Genomic DNA, 15,930 nt, shown 5'->3' with positions numbered 1-15,930 from the left:
CGTCCCGAATGCAATTGCGTAAGGCAGGTGCTGCCCAGGAAGTTCAGGGTGCGCGATTGTACGCAAGCTGTGGAAGGCTTGCAAGTAGCCGTCCATCGCGCCTTGACACCCAGGGGCGCGGGTCCTAGCATGCCGCGCAACCCTTCTGGAGCGACTGTCGCTGATGCAACCCCAAGCTTTCTACCGCGCGGTGGCGGACGATTTTAGCGCCGTCGACGGCATCATCAAGAAGCAGCTGACTTCTAAAGTGCCACTGGTCTCCAAAATTGGTGACTATATTACTTCGGCCGGCGGTAAACGCCTGCGTCCTTTATTAGTGTTGCTGTGTGGCAAGGCCCTGGGCCGCGAAGGCGATGACCTGCGCCTGCTGGCCGCCACCATCGAGTTCCTGCATACCGCCACCTTGTTGCATGACGACGTGGTCGACATGTCCGGCATGCGCCGTGGCCGCGAGACCGCCAACGCCATGTGGGGCAACGCGCCCAGCGTGCTGGTGGGCGACTTCCTGTACTCGCGCTCGTTTGAAATGATGGTCGAGCTGGGTTCGATGCCGGTGATGAAGATCCTGTCCCAGGCCACGCGCATCATCGCCGAAGGCGAAGTGCTGCAACTGTCCAAGGTGCGTGACGCCAGCACTACCGAAGAAACCTACATGGAAGTGATTCGCGGCAAGACCGCGATGCTCTTTGAAGCCTCGACCCACAGCGCCGCCGCCCTGTGCGAAGCGACCGCCGAACAGGCCGAAGCCCTGCGCACCTTTGGCGATCACCTGGGCGTGGCCTTCCAGTTGGTGGATGACCTGCTCGATTATCGCGGCGACGCCGAAACCCTGGGCAAGAACGTCGGTGACGACCTGGCCGAAGGCAAGCCGACCCTGCCGCTGATCTACACCATGCGCGAAGGCACACCGGAACAGGCGGCACTGGTGCGCAAGGCGATCCAGAAAGGCGGTATCGAAGACCTGGAAAGCATCCGCGCCGCCGTGGAAGCCTCGGGCTCGCTCGACTACACCGCACAACTGGCCCGTGACTACGTGGCCCGCGCCATCAAATGCCTGGAAGCCCTTCCAGCCAGCGAATACCGGGATGCCCTGGTGGAGCTGAGTGAGTTTGCGGTCGCCCGTACTCACTAACCCACTGTGGGAGCTGGCTTNCGCCCTCCACCGCGGCAAAGCCAGCGCCGACATTGAGACCACATCGCCCCCTGCCCCGGCAAAACCCTATATAATGTGCGACTTTTAGCCATCCTGACTTTCAAGGAGCTTTAGTGAGCACGTTGCCACCCTGCCCAAAATGCAATTCCGAATACACCTACGAAGACGGCGCCCAGCTGATCTGCCCGGAATGCGCCCATGAGTGGTCCGTCGGCGGCGAAGCCGAGGCAGCCAGCGATGAAACCGTGAAGAAAGACTCTGTCGGTAACGTCCTGCAAGACGGCGACACCATCACCGTGATCAAGGACCTCAAGGTCAAAGGCACCTCGCTGGTGGTCAAGGTCGGCACCAAGGTCAAGAATATCCGCCTGTGCGATGGCGACCACGATATCGATTGCAAGATCGACGGTATCGGCCCGATGAAGCTCAAGTCCGAGTTCGTGCGCAAAGTCTGAATCTGCTGTTTCCATCCCGCGCCCGCCGCGGGATGGCGTTTCGCCCTCCCGTTGATCGAACGCAATCCCCATCCAGAAAAAACCTGAAACCGCCAATAGGCACTTGCTATTCTATGAATAAGAATTATTCTCATTGAAACCCATCAAGGAGATGCGACCCATGACTTATTTGATAGATGCCTGGCTGGACCGTCCACATCCTTACCTGCGGATCCTTCATCGGGAAACCGGGGAAGTGTGCGCAGTACTGGAAGAAGAAGCGCTAAACGAACTGCAGGACCAGGGCGACCTGGACGTCAACGGCCTGAGCTCCAGTGAACCTGGGGTTTTGAAGGAGGTGGTGAGGAATCTGTTTCTGTTCTGCTATGCCCGAGCGTTGCGCCCGGTGACGGAGCTGCATGGCAAGTTTCACCCATGAGCAATTACGTACAACCCTGTAGGCGCGAGCGGGCTCGCGCCTACAGGTGATTTCAGCAGAAGGTCTTACAGAACGTCGAGCAGCTCGACGTCGAATACCAGGACGCTGTGCGGCGGGATGCTGCCAACGCCTTGTGCGCCGTAGGCCAGTTCGCTCGGCACGTACAGGCGCCATTTGCTGCCGGCATTCATCAGTTGCAGGGCTTCGGTCCAGCCAGCGATCACGCCGCCAACCGGGAATTCTGCCGGCTGACCACGCTCGTAGGAGCTGTCGAACACCGTGCCGTCGATCAGGGTGCCATGGTAGTGGGTACGCACCTGGTCTTCACGGGTCGGCTTGGCGCCGTCACCGGCGGTCAGCACTTCAAATTGCAGGCCGGAAGCCAGGGTGGTGATGCCGTCACGCTTGGCGTTTTCAGCCAGGAATGCCAGGCCAGCGCCGGCGGCGGCTTCAGCCTTGGCTGCGGCTTCGGCTTGCATGATGTCGCGGATCACTTTGAAGCTGGCCGCCATTTGCTCTTGGTCAACACGGCTTGGCTTGCCGCCGAACGCATCGGTCAGGCCAGCCAGGATCGCGTCCAGGCTGACGCCCGGTGGCGGGTTGTCGCGCAGTTGGTCGCCCAACTGACGGCCAATGCCGTAGCTGACGCGGGTTTCGTCGGTGGACAGATTGACTTCGGACATGGAAAGGCTCCGCTGTAGGACAACCGCAAAAACCCGCAAAAACGCAGTGTCTTGCCGATCATCCAAACTAAAAGGGCGAGCAGACTAGCACACTCGCCCTACGCTTGATCAGCCCAAAATCCCGGGCCAACAGGCGCCAGGCGCGGATCAATGCTTGGTCAGTTTATCCAGGTAACCCATGGCAAACGCAGAGATCACGAAGGTCATGTGAATGATCACGTACCACATCAGGTGCTGTGGATCGACATTCTTGGCGTCCATGAAGATACGCAGCAGGTGGATCGAGGAAATCGCCACAATGGACGCCGCCACTTTCATCTTCAGCGACGAAGAATCCATGGTGCCCAGCCAGTTGAGCTTTTCCTTGTTGTCATCAATATCCAGTTGCGAGACAAAGTTCTCGTAGCCGGAAATCATCACCATCACCAGCAAGCCCCCCACCAGCGCCATGTCGATCAACGACAGCAGCACCAGGATCAGCTCTGACTCGGCCATTGCAAAGACATTGGGCAGCAGATGGATCACTTCCTGGAAGAATTTCAGCGCCAACGCCAGCAGCCCGAGGGACAAGCCGAAATAGATCGGCGCCAGCAGCCAGCGGGAGGCATACATTGCATTTTCGATAAAGCGTTCCATGGAATCTCACACAGCTTGACTAGAAATGGCGGCGAGTATATCAGCCACACACATTGCGCCATAACCACCCGGAAAACTGACCTGTAGCGCTTCTGTAAGACCATTTTTCTGCTAGTGTCGGGTTCATCAATGTGGCTCGATGCTGCCGGACAGGAACCTCAAATAATGGATGTGCGATCTCCCTTGGCCAGTCTTGGCCTGTGTGTGGCATTGCTGGCGGCCAGCGGCTGCTCCCCCAGCGACGAGCACAAGCAAGCCAGTCTCGAAGAAAAAACCGCCCAGTTCGAGCAGTCCCTGGACACCATCCAGGATCCCCGCCTCAAAGAGGCCGTCGCCGAGCTGGGCGGCTCGCTGCTGTTGCTGGAGCGTGCGCGCATCAAGCTCGACACCAAGCCTGTCGAGACCGAGTACGGGGAAAACACCCTGGCCGCGCTCGCGCACTACCCTACGCCGCAAGCACTGGTGGATACCTACATCAACGGGCTGTTCGTCCTGCGCAAGAACTCGCACTCGGACTACCTGACCGATCTGCAACCGGTGTTCCCGTTCAGCTTCAATATGCCGGACCCATTCCCCTTTCCCCATGGCCTGGAATGGCAATCGGTGACCCTGAGCAACAACAAGACCATTGCATTCCAACCGGAATGGTCGGAAACCGACCCCGGCATCCAACTGAGCCCCAGCAGCTCCAACCTGACCAACCCGGACGACCTGACTGTCACCTATCCGTTTATCGAAGGCATCGAGACGGATAACAAGAGCCAGCCCCAGCCCGTCACGCTCAAGGGCCAGATCGAGGTGATCGCCCCCCGTAAAGTCCTGACCTTCGAGCTGACCCGCAGCGACGTGGGCCACAAGCGCACCCAGGAAAACGTCACGGTGACCCTGCTGGCCCTGGAGAAAAACCACGCCGAAATCGAACTGACCAACACCGCCGCCCTGGCGCCGCAAGTGGCCGATGACTCGCCCAACCCGCTGCTGATCCAGGCCCGGGACACCACCGGGCAGTTCCTCTCACGCTCCGGCTCGATCAACGAGAGCGCCACCCAGGTGGCCTTCTACGAGCAGCAACTGGCGCAGATGCGCAAGCAGAAAACCTGGTCCGAGGCCTTTGAAAAACAGCTGGAAGACGAGCAGAAAGCCTTTGAACACAAACAGGCCAGCCATTACGCCAAGGTCTACTTCAACGGGGTGATCGATAACCTGCAAGTCAATGTGCTGGATTTTTCCGAGGCCACCGTCACCCGCAAGGCGCTGGAACTGCCGATACGGCGCTTCGACAAAAACAGCCTGGAAAAAACCGTACAGGCCCTGCCCATGCCAGTCACGGTGTATGACGACCAGGCTGCGCAATGGCTTCAAAGCGCCAGCCTCTCCGAAGACCAGTTGAAAAGCAGCGTCACGATCAGCCAGTCGGTGGAGGATGCCAGCGCCGCCCGCATCGCCTTTGACCATCCCTTCACGTTCAATGACGACCTGATCGGCTCGACCCGCGCCAGCAGCGACGCCCCGCTGACCTTCTTTGCCGCCGATGACGCAGGCAAGCGCGGCGAGCCCATCGAGTTGCCTACCGAAGCCTTTGACATCGAGCCATGGCGCGGCACCATCACCTACGATCTCAATTTATTCCCGGAAAACCCGGCGTTTGCCGTGGGATCGATCCCGATGTTCCTGGCCACCATCGAAAAAAACACGGTCAACACCACACAATTGCCCAAGGGCCTGTCGATCAAGGACAACGCGCTGATTGTCGACCAGGCACTCTTCCCTTCCGACAGCTGGCGGTTCTTTGCCAAGGACGCCAGTGGTCATTACCTGAAGGAAATCCTTGGGGTCAGCCACCGCGCTGCGGAATACGGCACCGCGCTGTTTGACGTGCATTACTTTTATGGCCAGCCGACCGTACTTGAAACCTATCAGCGCACGGCGTTGAACACCGTGCAATATGGCTTTGAGGTCAAACTGGACAAGCCTGAAACCAAATAAACCGTGGCCCTACAGGTGAACCGCCTGGGGCTGCCCGCCATTGAGCTGGCGCAGGTGGGCCTGCAGGTGCAGGCACCAGATCTGCGGGTCGTCGGCCAGCTCGTAGCCGTGCAGGGTCAGGCTTTGCACAATGGATTCAAGCATGTTTTCCGCCACGAACGGCCCATGAAAGGGCCCTTGGGACTTGATGGTCGAGGGCTGCTCGCCCGTCATGCCGGCGGCAAACAACAGCGTCCACATCCCGGTATCCCCCGCAAGAGGGCGAATGGAACATTCAATTCGAGTGACCAGGCCCAGGCACTGGCGGGTGAGGCAAAGGTTGCGCGGCATGGCGGCGACCCTCGGTAGATCCGGTGTTCAGCCTCCAGACACAAGGCTGTCTCTATCCCATGACTCCTACAGATATCCTTGCTCTGAGAATAGAAGAAAACCGCTATAAACCAAGGTTGTAGAGACCAACGGTGGTTTGCCACGAAAACCCAGTCAAAATCATGACACGCTTTCTGTAGGAACGAGCTTACTCGCGAAGTTCTCAAGTACAACGCGTTAATCCGGAAGGCACGCGTTATCGTTGACGATCTTCGTGAGCAAGCTCGCTCGTATCAGGTGGGCTTGGCCTCAGCCAACGCCTGCTGCGCCAGCTCCTTTTCCGCTTCCTTGAGGTCTTCTTCGCTGATCATCTCGGCAATGGCCCGCAAGCGCTCAACCACGCGGGCGTTGACGCTGCCCTCGGGGAATTGCCCTTCGGCATCCGGTTCACCGGCCGGTTCCCCCACCAACAGGCTCAAGGCCTCGTCGGCCTGGCGCACGGCATACACATGGAACTGCCCTGCCCGCACGGCCTGCAACACCTTCTCATCAAGCATCAGCGTCGCGACGTTGGCCTGGGGAATGATCGCGCCCTGCTCGCCCGTCAAGCCACGGGCCTCGCACAGGCGGAAGAAACCTTCGATCTTCTCGTTGACCCCACCCACCGCCTGCACTTCGCCAAACTGGTTGATTGAGCCGGTAATGGCAAAGCACTGCTTGAGCGGCGTCTTCGACAAGGCCGAAATCAACGTGCAGGCCTCACCCAACGAGGCGCTGTCGCCGTCGACGTACCCGTAGGATTGCTCCAGGGCAATGCTCGCGGAGATCGCCAGGGGGAACTCCTGGGCATAGCGGCTGCCCAGGTAACCGGTCAGGATCATCACGCCCTTGGAGTGGATCGGCTGGCCGAGGTTGACCTCACGTTCGATATCGACAATGCCGCTGCCGCCCGGGTACACCGTGGCCGAAATCCGCGCCGGCACGCCGAATGCCGAATCACCGACCTCCAGCACCGTCAGCCCGTTGCACTTGCCCACGGCCGCGCCGGCGGTGTCGATCAGGATGACCCCGGCGAGCATGTCGTCGAGGATCCGCGCCGAAACCCGCCCGGTACGGGTAGCCTTGGCCTTCAGCGCGCGCTCGATATGCCCGGCATCGGTGCGCTCATCACCCGCCAGGTGACGAATGAAATCCGCCTCGCTGACCAGCTGGAACAGGTCGCCGATCCGCGCCGACAAACGCCCCTGGTGTTCCGCCAGCCGTGCGCTGTAGGTCGCCAGGCGCGCCACCGCATCGGAGGTCAGCGGTGCCATGCCCTCTTCCGAGGTCCGGGTTTTCAGCAACTGGGCGAACTGTTCCAGGCTTTCATCGACCATCGGGATGTCTTCATCGAAATCCACCAGCACCCGGAACATCTCCTGGAAGTCCGGATCCAGGTCTTGCAGGGTGTAGTACAGCGAACGGGCGCCAATGATGATGACCTTGACCTGCAACGGGATCACTTGCGGGTTGAGGGTCACGGTAGCCAGGCGGCCCAGCTCGCCCAGGGGCGACTCCATCTTCAGCTTGCGCGATTGCAGGGCCCGCTTGAGCGCGTCCCAGACAAACGGCTCGCTGAGCATTTTCTCGGCTTCGAGGATCAGGAAACCGCCGTTGGCACGGTGCAACGCCCCCGGGCGCAGTTGCCGGTACGTGGTGTAGAGCGCGCCCTGGTCGGTGCTGTACTCGATCCGGCCAAACAGGTTGTCGTAGGTCGGGTGCGGCTCGAACACCACCGGTGCGCCGCCATTGAGCGGATGGCCCACCACCAGGCTCGGGCAGTATTGCTCCTCGAGCAACTTGCGCGCCTGGGCGTCGGTTTTCGCGTCATCCACCAGCAGCTCGACCACGGTCTTGAGCAGATAGACCTGCATCGCCTGCAGGTAGCCGCAGACGCCGGCGTTCTCGGCGTACTTCTCGGACAACGGCGCCAACAACGGCTGCAAGGCCAGGGTGATGGTCTCTTCGTTGAACTGGCGCATCTGGTTGTTGGACTCGCGCTTCCACTGCGGCAGGCTGGCGAGTTCTTCGTTGAGGCGCTCTTCGAGCTCGGAAATATCCGTGTGGAAACGCTCGCGGTCGACTTCCGGCAACTGCGAGAACTCGGCCTCGTCCAGGGCCTTGCCATCGAGCATCGGGGTAAAGGCGATGTTGGTGCTGTCGCGGTACAGCGCCACGTCCTTTTCCAGGGCCAGGCGCTCGATCACATCCAGGGCGCGGTCGTAGCGCTGGTTGAAGGCGCGGTCGATCGCACTTTTGCGTTGCTGGTACGTCGGGTGCTCGAACACCGCCGGGAAGGTGGCGACCAGGTTGTCGATCAGGCCGCTGATATCGGCGATAAAGGGCGCCGCGCCGCCCGCTGGCAACTCCAGGGCGCGGGGCTCGCGCGGCTCATCGAAATTATTGACATAGACCCAGTCTGCCGGGGTCTGCAGGCGTTTGCCTTCGGCCTTGAGGTAGCGTTTGACGAACGAAAAGCGGCCGGTACCGGGCTCGCCCATGACAAACACGTTGTAACCGGGGCGTGGCATGGCCACACCGAACTGCAAGGCTTCAACCGCGCGTTCCTGGCCAAGCACACCGCGAAAGGGCTCCAAATCATTGGTGGTCGAGAAGCTGAACTGTTCAGCGGAGAAAGGGCGGGTCAGCGCTTCGGGCGCTAGACGCAAGCTGGCAGCAACAGGATCAGGCATCGGGCTTCCTTACATCAGGCGGGGCAATGGCGGCATTCTGGCGCCGTGCGTAGCCGGCTGGCAAGGCACGACTGAGGTAAAGCATAGACACGGGATGGCGCCTGCAAAAAAACCAGTCTGCACTGATTGTTTTACAAAAAACCACGGAACCCTTGGAACATGCCTAAACTCCAAACTGCGCGGGTTGGACTAAATAACTGGCCCCTAGGGCGTCTTGAGGCGCCTGAACCCTTGTCCATTGGTTTGCACACTAAGAGAACAAAGCTATGAAACGGATCCTTCTCGGTACTCTCTTCACCGTTGTCTCCCTCAATGCAATGGCCGAAGCGCCAGGTGGCCCGAACTGCGGTTGGGGCAACATGCTGTTTGAAGGCCAGCGCGGCACGCCAGCCCACTTCCTGGCTTCTACCACCAACGGCACCTCCGGTAACGCCACCTTCGGCATGACCTCGGGCACCAACGGTTGCAGCACCAACAGCGCGCTGACTTACGGCGGCAAATCGTGGATTGCCATGAATGGCATGATGAACGAGCTGTCCGAAGACATGGCCAAAGGCAATGGCGAAGCACTGACCACCTATGCCGTGGTCCTGGGCGTTGCTCCTGAAGACCGCGACCACTTCGCCGCGGTGACTCACGAACACTTCCAGCAAATCTTCAGCAAGGCTGACGTGACCGCAGAAGACGTGCACTCCAACACCATCGCTGTTCTCAAGGGCGACGCCCGCCTGGCGAAATACGCTACCCAGGCTTAAGCTCGACCTGCCCGCGCCCTTACCCGGCGCGGGTTTTATTTTTTGGACCTGCCCCTTTCCCGGGTCTTTATTTATTCCGACTTAAGTTGCCCCCTATGCTCAAACGCCTTGCCTGCCTGGCACTCTTTGCCTGCGCCCCGCTATCTGCGGCACCGCACCTTGATGATCAACGTTTGCAGCAACTGGCCAATGATCCGTTCTGGCTCTCGCTGGGGCACTACGAAGCCGGCAAGCTCAAAGGCTGGCGCAGCTATGTCAGCGACCAGAAGTTCTTCCTCGCCAAAGACGGCGCGCACCACCCGGACGACGAGCTCAAGGCCACCGTGGATGCGCTGTACGCCCCGGCCAACCTCGGCGAAAAACATACCCAATGCGTGTACCCGGCCCGCACCCGCTGGCTCAAGGACCAGTTGCACCTGACTGACCTGCCCGCCGTGGACTGCGCCGAGTTCAAGCAGTGGTTCAAGGACGTCGCGCCCCACAGCGCGGTGGTGATCTTCCCGGCGGCCTATCTCAACAGCCCGTCATCGATGTTCGGCCATACCTTGCTGCGCATTGACCAGGCTGACGTGCAAAGCAACAAGACTGCGCTGCTCAGCTACGCGATCAACTTCGGTGCCTATATCGAAGGGTCGGACAACAGCATCCTCTACGCCTGGAAAGGCCTGATGGGCGGTTATCCCGGCCTGTTCGCCCTGGTGCCCTACCAGGAAAAACTCTCGGAATACCGCAGCCTGGAGAACCGCGACCTGTGGGAATACCGCCTGAACCTGACCCAGGTCGAGACCGAGCGCATGGTCGAGCACGTGTGGGAACTCAAGCAGATCCAGTTCGACTACTTCTTCTTCGACGAAAACTGCTCGTACCGCCTGCTGGAACTGCTGCAAGTGGCCCGCCCCGGCCTGCGCCTGACCGAACAGTTCCCGCTGACTGCCATCCCCACCGACACGGTAAAGGCGGTGAAAGACGCGGGCCTGGTGGAAAAGATCGACTACCGCCCATCCCGCGAGCGCGAGTTGCTGGAGCGCGCCAAGCCCCTGGACAGTGCCGAGCAGCAATGGGTGCTGAAGATCAGCGATGACCAGAAGCAACTGCAAGACCCGACGTTCAAAAGCCTGGGCAAAGACCGCCAGGCCCTGATCATCGACGCCGCCTACCGCCTGGGCCGCTATCGCGCCAACGGCCTGGAGCGCGACAGCGAACGCTCCCAGCGCAGTTTCGAGTTATTGCGGGCCATCAACCAGAACCCGGCGCCCGACCTGCAGATCGAGCGCCCCGGCCTGCCGGAAAACGGCCATGAATCGCGGACCTGGCAAGCCGGTATCGGCACCCGTGGCGACAAGGCCTTCGGCGAATACGGCCTGCGCATGGCCTACCACGACCTCAACGACAACGCCGAAGGCTTCCCCCTGGGCGCGCAGATCGAAATCCTGCAGATGAAACTGCGCCAGTACGAAGGCAACAACTGGCAATTGCAGCAACTGGACCTGGCGACCATCCGCTCCCTGACCCCACGCAATGAGCTATTGCAGCCGCTGTCCTGGCAAGTCACCGGCGGCCTGGAGCGCGTACCGGGCAAGCATGACGACGAAACCCTGGTCAGCCACGTCAACGGTGGCGCCGGCGGCACCTGGCAATTGCACGACGACATGCTCGGCTTCGCCCTCGGCACCGTGCGCGTGGAACATAACAATGACTTCAACGAATTCATCTCCCCCGCTGCCGGCTTCAACACCGGCCTGCTGTGGAAAAACCCGCTGGGCAACCTGAGCCTGGAGGCCAAGGGCGACTTTTTCACCAATGGCGAGGTACGGCGTAGTATCAGCCTCAATCAACAGTGGGAAGTGTCACGTAACCTGGGTGTACGCCTGAGTGCGCAGCGCGAGTTCAGCCACTTGGCGACGCCGGTGAACGAAGTGATGCTTGAGCTGAAGTGGTATCACTACTGAGCGACCCCAAAGGCCACTGAAATTCCAGTGTGGGAGCGGGCTTGCCCGCGATGACCAAGGGTCAGCTAGCACACGTGTTAACTGACACACCGCCATCGCGGGCAAGCCCGCTCCCACATTTTTAACATCCAGGAGTTCTTACGACATGGCCGTTACCTGCACCAGCCTTGAACACGTCCGGGAAAACATCGACCGCCTTGACCGCCAGATCGTCGCCCTGCTGGCCGAGCGCGGCAGTTTCGTGTCCCAGGCCGCCCGCTTTAAAAAAGACAGCGATGGGGTCAAGGCGCCCCAGCGCGTCGAACAGGTCATCAGCAAGGTTCGCGATTTGGCGCAAACCCTTGGCGCCAACCCCGACGTCACCGAGCAGGTGTATCGCGCGATGATTGCCGCCTTCATCCAGCAGGAACTGGCCGAACACGCTGCACTTGTGCAACCCACGACATAACCTGCGCTCGCCACAGAAAATTTGCCGTTCAAACAAATTGCTCACCCGGCCTTCACATCTCCCCGACGAATCCCCTTCTAGACTTCCCATAGGGGCCACTTAATGGCCAGGGAGTATGAGATGTGGCGGTTCGCGGTGATGCTGGGGGTGGTGATGGCGCTTTCAGGCTGCCAATCCACCCATGATGAGTTACTGGCCAAGGGGTATCCACCGGCCTTCGCCGACGGGTTTGACGATGGCTGCACCAGTGGGCGCCAGGCCGCCGGGGTGATCACCGGGACGTTTCGCAAAAACGTCCCGCGCTATTTGAAAGACCGTACCTATGCCGAAGGCTGGGAAGATGGCTTTCGCCAGTGCAAGGCCATGCGTGAGAGCGAAGACCGCAATGAGTATAGGGAACGCCATTGGGATGAGCGCGAACGCGCCTGGCAGCAGGAGAAGGATCGCGACGCGGCACGGGCCTATCGCAGCCAGTAACGAATGTGGGAGCTGTCGAGCCCCAGCGAGGCTGCGATTGCGCTGGGCCAGGCAGTCAACCTGTAACTGACCTACCGCTATCGCAGCCTCGCTGGGGCTCGACAGCTCCCACAAGGGATCATCGGTGTCGCTCAGGTCGCACCTTAGACAATGCCCTGCGCCAGCATCGCATCCGCCACTTTCACAAAACCGGCAATGTTCGCGCCTTTCACGTAGTTGACCCGGCCGTTTTCTTCACCGTAGTGCACGCAGGCATGGTGGATCGACTGCATGATGTTGTGCAGCTTGCTGTCCACTTCACCGGCGGTCCACAGCAGGCGCATGGCGTTTTGCGACATTTCCAGGCCACTCACGGCCACGCCGCCGGCGTTCGACGCCTTGCCCGGGGCGAACAGGATGCCCGCTTCGATAAAGATATCCACAGCCTCCAGGGTGGTGGGCATGTTGGCGCCTTCGGCCACGCAGATGCAGCCGTTGCGCAGCAGGGTGCGGGCGGCTTCGGCGTCCAGTTCGTTCTGGGTCGCGCATGGCAGGGCGATGTCGCACACCAGTTCCCAGGGGGCCTGGCCGGCACGGAATTCCAGGCCGAAACGCGAGGCCAGTTCGCTGATGCGTCCGCGCTGCACATTTTTCAGCTCCAACAGGGCCGACCATTGTTCCTCGGTCAAGCCGCTCTCGCAGTACAGGGTGCCTTCGGAGTCGGACAGGGAAATCACCTTGCCGCCCAGGTCCATGACCTTACGTGCCGCGTATTGCGCGACGTTGCCTGAGCCGGAAACCGCCACACGCTTGCCTTCGACGCGCTGGCCCTGGCGCTTGAGCATCTCCTCGGCAAAGTACACACAACCAAAACCGGTGGCTTCCGGGCGGATCAGGCTGCCGCCGTAGCTCATGCCCTTGCCGGTAAATACCGAGGTGAATTGGTTGCTCAGGCGCTTGTACTGGCCAAACAGGAAACCGATTTCCCGGGCACCCACGCCGATATCGCCGGCCGGTACGTCCACGTCCGCGCCAATATGGCGGTACAACTCGCTCATGAACGACTGGCAGAAACGCATGACTTCGGCGTCGCTCTTGCCCTTGGGGTCAAAGTCCGAGCCGCCCTTGCCGCCGCCCATGGGCAGCGAGGTCAGGGAGTTCTTGAAGGTCTGCTCGAAAGCGAGGAATTTCAGCACCCCCAGGTTGACCGATGGGTGGAAGCGCAGGCCGCCTTTATAGGGGCCGATGGCGCTGTTCATCTGGATACGGAAACCGCGATTGACCTGGACCTTGCCCTGGTCATCGACCCACGATACCCGGAAGGTAATAGCCCGTTCCGGCTCGCAGATACGCTCCAGAATGCCCGAGGTCAGGTAGTGGGGATTGGCTTCAAGAAAAGGCCACAGGCTGCGTAGGACTTCTTCTACGGCTTGGTGGAATTCCGGCTGGTCCGGGTCGCGTTTTTTGAGGCGGGCAAGGAAGGATTCGACGGATTCGATCATGAAAAGTCTCGGCAGATTTATTGTCGTTAATGGCGATTTGCCCAGGACTTTATCAATTCATGTCGCACCGTGACAGGGCAAAATGTCGCTTTTGTGAATTTAAATGGTGCAATAGATATAAATAACCCTGATTTTCTGCCCTCCAACAGGGATTTCAATGCCAGAGATGCACCAATAGTTAAACCGCTATCGCAGGCAAGCCAGCTCCCACATTTGACCGTGTCGTAGCAGAGGTACGCGATCTGATGTGGGAGCTGGCTTGCCTGCGATGAAGTCACCTCGGCCCCTCTCTATTGCGCCAAAAAAAACGGAGCCCGAAGGCTCCGTTTTTTTCAAACCAACCCGGTTCAGGCCAGTTTCTTGTGGCGTACCCGGTGCGGCTGGGCAGCGGCTTCGCCCAGGCGCTTCTTGCGATCGGCTTCGTACTCGGTGTAGTTGCCTTCAAAGAACACCGCTTGCGAGTCGTCTTCGTACGCCAGGATGTGCGTGGCCACGCGGTCAAGGAACCACCGGTCGTGAGAGATCACAATCGCGGCGCCCGGGAAGTCCAGCAGGGCTTCTTCCAGGGAACGCAGGGTTTCAACGTCAAGGTCGTTGGACGGTTCGTCGAGCAGCAGGACGTTGCCGCCCTCTTTCAGGGTCAGGGCCAGGTGCAAGCGACCGCGCTCACCACCGGACAGGTCCTTGACGAACTTCTGCTGGTCGCCGCCCTTGAAGTTGAAACGTCCCACGTAGGTGCGCGACGGGATTTCATAGTTGCCGATACGGATCTGGTCGGAACCGTCGGAAATCTGCTGGAACACGGTCTTGCTGCCGTCGAGGTCTTCCCGGCTCTGGTCCACGCAGGCCAACTGCACGGTTTCGCCGACTTCGATGGTGCCCGAATCCGGTTGTTCCTTGCCCATCAGCATGCGGAACAGCGTGGATTTACCCGCGCCGTTACCGCCGATCACGCCGACGATGGCGCCTTTAGGCATGGAGAACGACAGGTTGTCGATCAGCACGCGGTCGCCATAGCCCTTGCAGACGTTCTTGAACTCGATGACCTTGTCACCCAGGCGCGGACCGGCCGGGATGTAGATTTCGTTGGTCTCGCTGCGCTTCTGGAATTCCTGGGACTGCATTTCCTCGAAGCGTTGCAGGCGGGCCTTGGATTTCGACTGGCGGGCCTTGGCGCCTTTGCGCACCCATTCCAGTTCGTCCTTCATGGCCTTTTCATGGGCCGACTGCTGCTTGGATTCGGCCGCCAGACGGTCGGACTTGGCTTCCAGCCAACCGGAGTAGTTACCCTCGTAAGGGATACCGGCGCCACGGTCGAGTTCCAGGATCCAGCCGGCGACGTTGTCCAGGAAGTACCGGTCGTGCGTGATCGCAACCACGGTGCCCGGGAAGTCATGGAGGAAGTGTTCCAGCCAGGCCACGGAATCGGCGTCCAGGTGGTTGGTCGGTTCGTCGAGCAGCAGCATGTCAGGGGCCGACAGCAGCAAGCGGCACAGGGCCACGCGGCGCTTTTCACCACCGGACAGGTGCTCGACCTTGGCGTCCCAGGCCGGCAGGCGCAGGGCATCGGCGGCGACTTCCAGCTGGCGCTCCAGGTTGTGACCGTCGCCGGCCTGCAGGATGGCTTCGAGCTTGGCCTGTTCGGCGGCCAGTTTGTCGAAGTCGGCATCCGGCTCGGCGTAGGCGGCGTAGACCTCGTCCAGACGGGCCTGGGCGTCCTTGATCACGCTGACGGCTTCCTCGACCACTTCACGCACGGTCTTGGACGGATCCAGGATCGGCTCTTGCGGCAGGTAGCCGATGTTCAGTTCGGGCATCGGGCGGGCTTCGCCTTCAAATTCGGTGTCGACGCCGGCCATGATTTTCAGCAGCGTGGACTTACCCGAACCGTTGAGGCCGAGCACGCCGATCTTGGCGCCCGGGAAGAAGGACAGCGAAATGTTTTTCAGGATTTCCCGCTTCGGTGGAACAACTTTGCCCAACCGATGCATGGTGAAAACGTATTGAGCCAAAATGTGGACCTCGTAAAAAGATGAGAACAGGGCCTGCGTAGCGTCATGGCGCTGTACGTAGCACATCGAATGATCAAGGTTAACCTAAGTCAGCGGCGGCGGGCAGATTGACAGGCGCTTTTGAGCCGCGCTTTTTCCGGCTGTAGCCCAGATAGAGCACAATACCCGGCAACGCGCCGCCCAAAAAATGGGCAATTCGTCATGCAATTCACGGCGGTGGTGATCCCCGTTGGCTGCGCCTGGGTGCTGTTCGGCGCGCGCCTCAGACGCAGCGGGCATGCCTGGCTGACGCCGCGGACAATAAACCGCACAGCTTCTGTGGTTATCAGTTGCTTTGCACTAGGGATGGTCTGAAGTAGCCATGTATTTCCCCGGCATACCACCTAGCGCAACTTTTAAACTCGCCAAATGATCAAAAAACAATCAATTCGACGAG

At 60.2% G+C, this 15,930-nt stretch carries 14 protein-coding genes; 8 read left to right on the top strand and 6 right to left on the bottom strand.

Going from position 1 to position 15,930, the window contains the following annotated elements; translation table 11 throughout:
• Window positions 1-163 precede the first annotated feature (163 nt).
• The 3 genes from AO268_RS00075 (at window position 164) to AO268_RS00065 (ending at window position 2,026) form a co-directional block, all read left to right on the top strand.
• Window positions 164-1,132, top strand: coding sequence for a polyprenyl synthetase family protein (locus AO268_RS00075; protein WP_032861875.1), 969 nt, complete (start codon window positions 164-166; stop codon window positions 1,130-1,132).
• Between the two features lie 134 nt (window positions 1,133-1,266).
• The gene (locus AO268_RS00070) at window positions 1,267-1,608 is read left to right on the top strand and encodes a zinc ribbon domain-containing protein YjdM (protein ID WP_032861873.1); all 342 of its coding nucleotides are present in this window, start codon (window positions 1,267-1,269) and stop codon (window positions 1,606-1,608) included.
• Between the two features lie 160 nt (window positions 1,609-1,768).
• The gene (locus tag AO268_RS00065; RefSeq protein ID WP_029292069.1) at window positions 1,769-2,026 is read left to right on the top strand and encodes a PA4570 family protein; all 258 of its coding nucleotides are present in this window, start codon (window positions 1,769-1,771) and stop codon (window positions 2,024-2,026) included.
• A 65-nt stretch (window positions 2,027-2,091) separates the two neighbouring features.
• Here the strand turns inward: AO268_RS00065 and AO268_RS00060 are convergent, their stop codons facing one another.
• Window positions 2,092-2,709 carry an FKBP-type peptidyl-prolyl cis-trans isomerase gene (locus AO268_RS00060; protein ID WP_038443496.1) on the bottom strand — a complete coding sequence of 206 codons (618 nt, stop codon included), beginning with the start codon at window positions 2,707-2,709 and terminating at the stop codon, window positions 2,092-2,094.
• A 147-nt stretch (window positions 2,710-2,856) separates the two neighbouring features.
• Entirely contained in the window at window positions 2,857-3,345 is a 489-nt protein-coding gene (locus AO268_RS00055; protein ID WP_057441112.1) for a TIGR00645 family protein, read from the bottom strand.
• A 165-nt stretch (window positions 3,346-3,510) separates the two neighbouring features.
• Here AO268_RS00055 and AO268_RS00050 point away from each other — a divergent pair, with 165 nt between their 5' ends.
• Complete coding sequence (locus AO268_RS00050) at window positions 3,511-5,331, top strand: hypothetical protein (RefSeq protein WP_099167498.1); 1,821 nt, start codon at window positions 3,511-3,513, stop codon at window positions 5,329-5,331.
• Window positions 5,332-5,340: 9 nt separating this feature from the next.
• Here AO268_RS00050 and AO268_RS00045 read toward each other — a convergent pair whose 3' ends face one another.
• Together AO268_RS00045 and AO268_RS00040 are read right to left on the bottom strand one after the other, a co-directional pair.
• Entirely contained in the window at window positions 5,341-5,661 is a 321-nt protein-coding gene (locus AO268_RS00045; RefSeq protein ID WP_076963574.1) for a PA4575 family protein, read from the bottom strand.
• A 272-nt stretch (window positions 5,662-5,933) separates the two neighbouring features.
• Window positions 5,934-8,372 carry a Lon protease family protein gene (locus tag AO268_RS00040; protein ID WP_076963573.1) on the bottom strand — a complete coding sequence of 813 codons (2,439 nt, stop codon included), beginning with the start codon at window positions 8,370-8,372 and terminating at the stop codon, window positions 5,934-5,936.
• A 266-nt stretch (window positions 8,373-8,638) separates the two neighbouring features.
• On the opposite strand from AO268_RS00040, the gene AO268_RS00035 reads away from it, so the two are divergent.
• From AO268_RS00035 to AO268_RS00020, 4 genes are all read left to right on the top strand, one after another.
• Window positions 8,639-9,127 carry a DUF3015 domain-containing protein gene (locus AO268_RS00035; protein ID WP_029292080.1) on the top strand — a complete coding sequence of 163 codons (489 nt, stop codon included), beginning with the start codon at window positions 8,639-8,641 and terminating at the stop codon, window positions 9,125-9,127.
• 95 nt (window positions 9,128-9,222) lie between these two features.
• Window positions 9,223-11,076, top strand: coding sequence for an Lnb N-terminal periplasmic domain-containing protein (locus AO268_RS00030; protein ID WP_099167495.1), 1,854 nt, complete (start codon window positions 9,223-9,225; stop codon window positions 11,074-11,076).
• Between the two features lie 145 nt (window positions 11,077-11,221).
• The gene (locus tag AO268_RS00025; RefSeq protein ID WP_099167492.1) at window positions 11,222-11,524 is read left to right on the top strand and encodes a chorismate mutase; all 303 of its coding nucleotides are present in this window, start codon (window positions 11,222-11,224) and stop codon (window positions 11,522-11,524) included.
• A gap of 120 nt (window positions 11,525-11,644) precedes the next feature.
• Entirely contained in the window at window positions 11,645-12,001 is a 357-nt protein-coding gene (locus tag AO268_RS00020) for a hypothetical protein (RefSeq protein ID WP_099167489.1), read from the top strand.
• Window positions 12,002-12,144: 143 nt separating this feature from the next.
• Here AO268_RS00020 and gdhA read toward each other — a convergent pair whose 3' ends face one another.
• Both gdhA and ettA read right to left on the bottom strand, forming a co-directional pair.
• Window positions 12,145-13,482, bottom strand: coding sequence for an NADP-specific glutamate dehydrogenase (gdhA, locus tag AO268_RS00015; RefSeq protein WP_076963568.1), 1,338 nt, complete (start codon window positions 13,480-13,482; stop codon window positions 12,145-12,147).
• A 347-nt stretch (window positions 13,483-13,829) separates the two neighbouring features.
• The gene (ettA, locus tag AO268_RS00010; RefSeq protein WP_029292090.1) at window positions 13,830-15,494 is read right to left on the bottom strand and encodes an energy-dependent translational throttle protein EttA; all 1,665 of its coding nucleotides are present in this window, start codon (window positions 15,492-15,494) and stop codon (window positions 13,830-13,832) included.
• Window positions 15,495-15,930 lie beyond the last annotated feature (436 nt).

The organism is Pseudomonas sp. ICMP 8385, from assembly GCF_002699915.1.
GTDB lineage: Bacteria > Pseudomonadota > Gammaproteobacteria > Pseudomonadales > Pseudomonadaceae > Aquipseudomonas > Aquipseudomonas gessardii.
This window is presented reverse-complemented; position numbering and strand designations above follow the sequence as displayed.

Coding starts and splice junctions, on each gene's coding strand:
- AO268_RS00055 (WP_057441112.1), bottom strand. CDS start 3,345: ATGGAACGCTTTATCGAAAATGCAATGTATGCCTCCCGCTGGCTGCTG.
- AO268_RS00035 (WP_029292080.1), top strand. CDS start 8,639: ATGAAACGGATCCTTCTCGGTACTCTCTTCACCGTTGTCTCCCTCAAT.
- AO268_RS00020 (WP_099167489.1), top strand. CDS start 11,645: ATGTGGCGGTTCGCGGTGATGCTGGGGGTGGTGATGGCGCTTTCAGGC.
- AO268_RS00050 (WP_099167498.1), top strand. CDS start 3,511: ATGGATGTGCGATCTCCCTTGGCCAGTCTTGGCCTGTGTGTGGCATTG.
- AO268_RS00040 (WP_076963573.1), bottom strand. CDS start 8,372: ATGCCTGATCCTGTTGCTGCCAGCTTGCGTCTAGCGCCCGAAGCGCTG.
- AO268_RS00065 (WP_029292069.1), top strand. CDS start 1,769: ATGACTTATTTGATAGATGCCTGGCTGGACCGTCCACATCCTTACCTG.
- AO268_RS00060 (WP_038443496.1), bottom strand. CDS start 2,709: ATGTCCGAAGTCAATCTGTCCACCGACGAAACCCGCGTCAGCTACGGC.
- gdhA (WP_076963568.1), bottom strand. CDS start 13,482: ATGATCGAATCCGTCGAATCCTTCCTTGCCCGCCTCAAAAAACGCGAC.
- AO268_RS00030 (WP_099167495.1), top strand. CDS start 9,223: ATGCTCAAACGCCTTGCCTGCCTGGCACTCTTTGCCTGCGCCCCGCTA.
- AO268_RS00045 (WP_076963574.1), bottom strand. CDS start 5,661: ATGCCGCGCAACCTTTGCCTCACCCGCCAGTGCCTGGGCCTGGTCACT.
- AO268_RS00025 (WP_099167492.1), top strand. CDS start 11,222: ATGGCCGTTACCTGCACCAGCCTTGAACACGTCCGGGAAAACATCGAC.
- AO268_RS00075 (WP_032861875.1), top strand. CDS start 164: ATGCAACCCCAAGCTTTCTACCGCGCGGTGGCGGACGATTTTAGCGCC.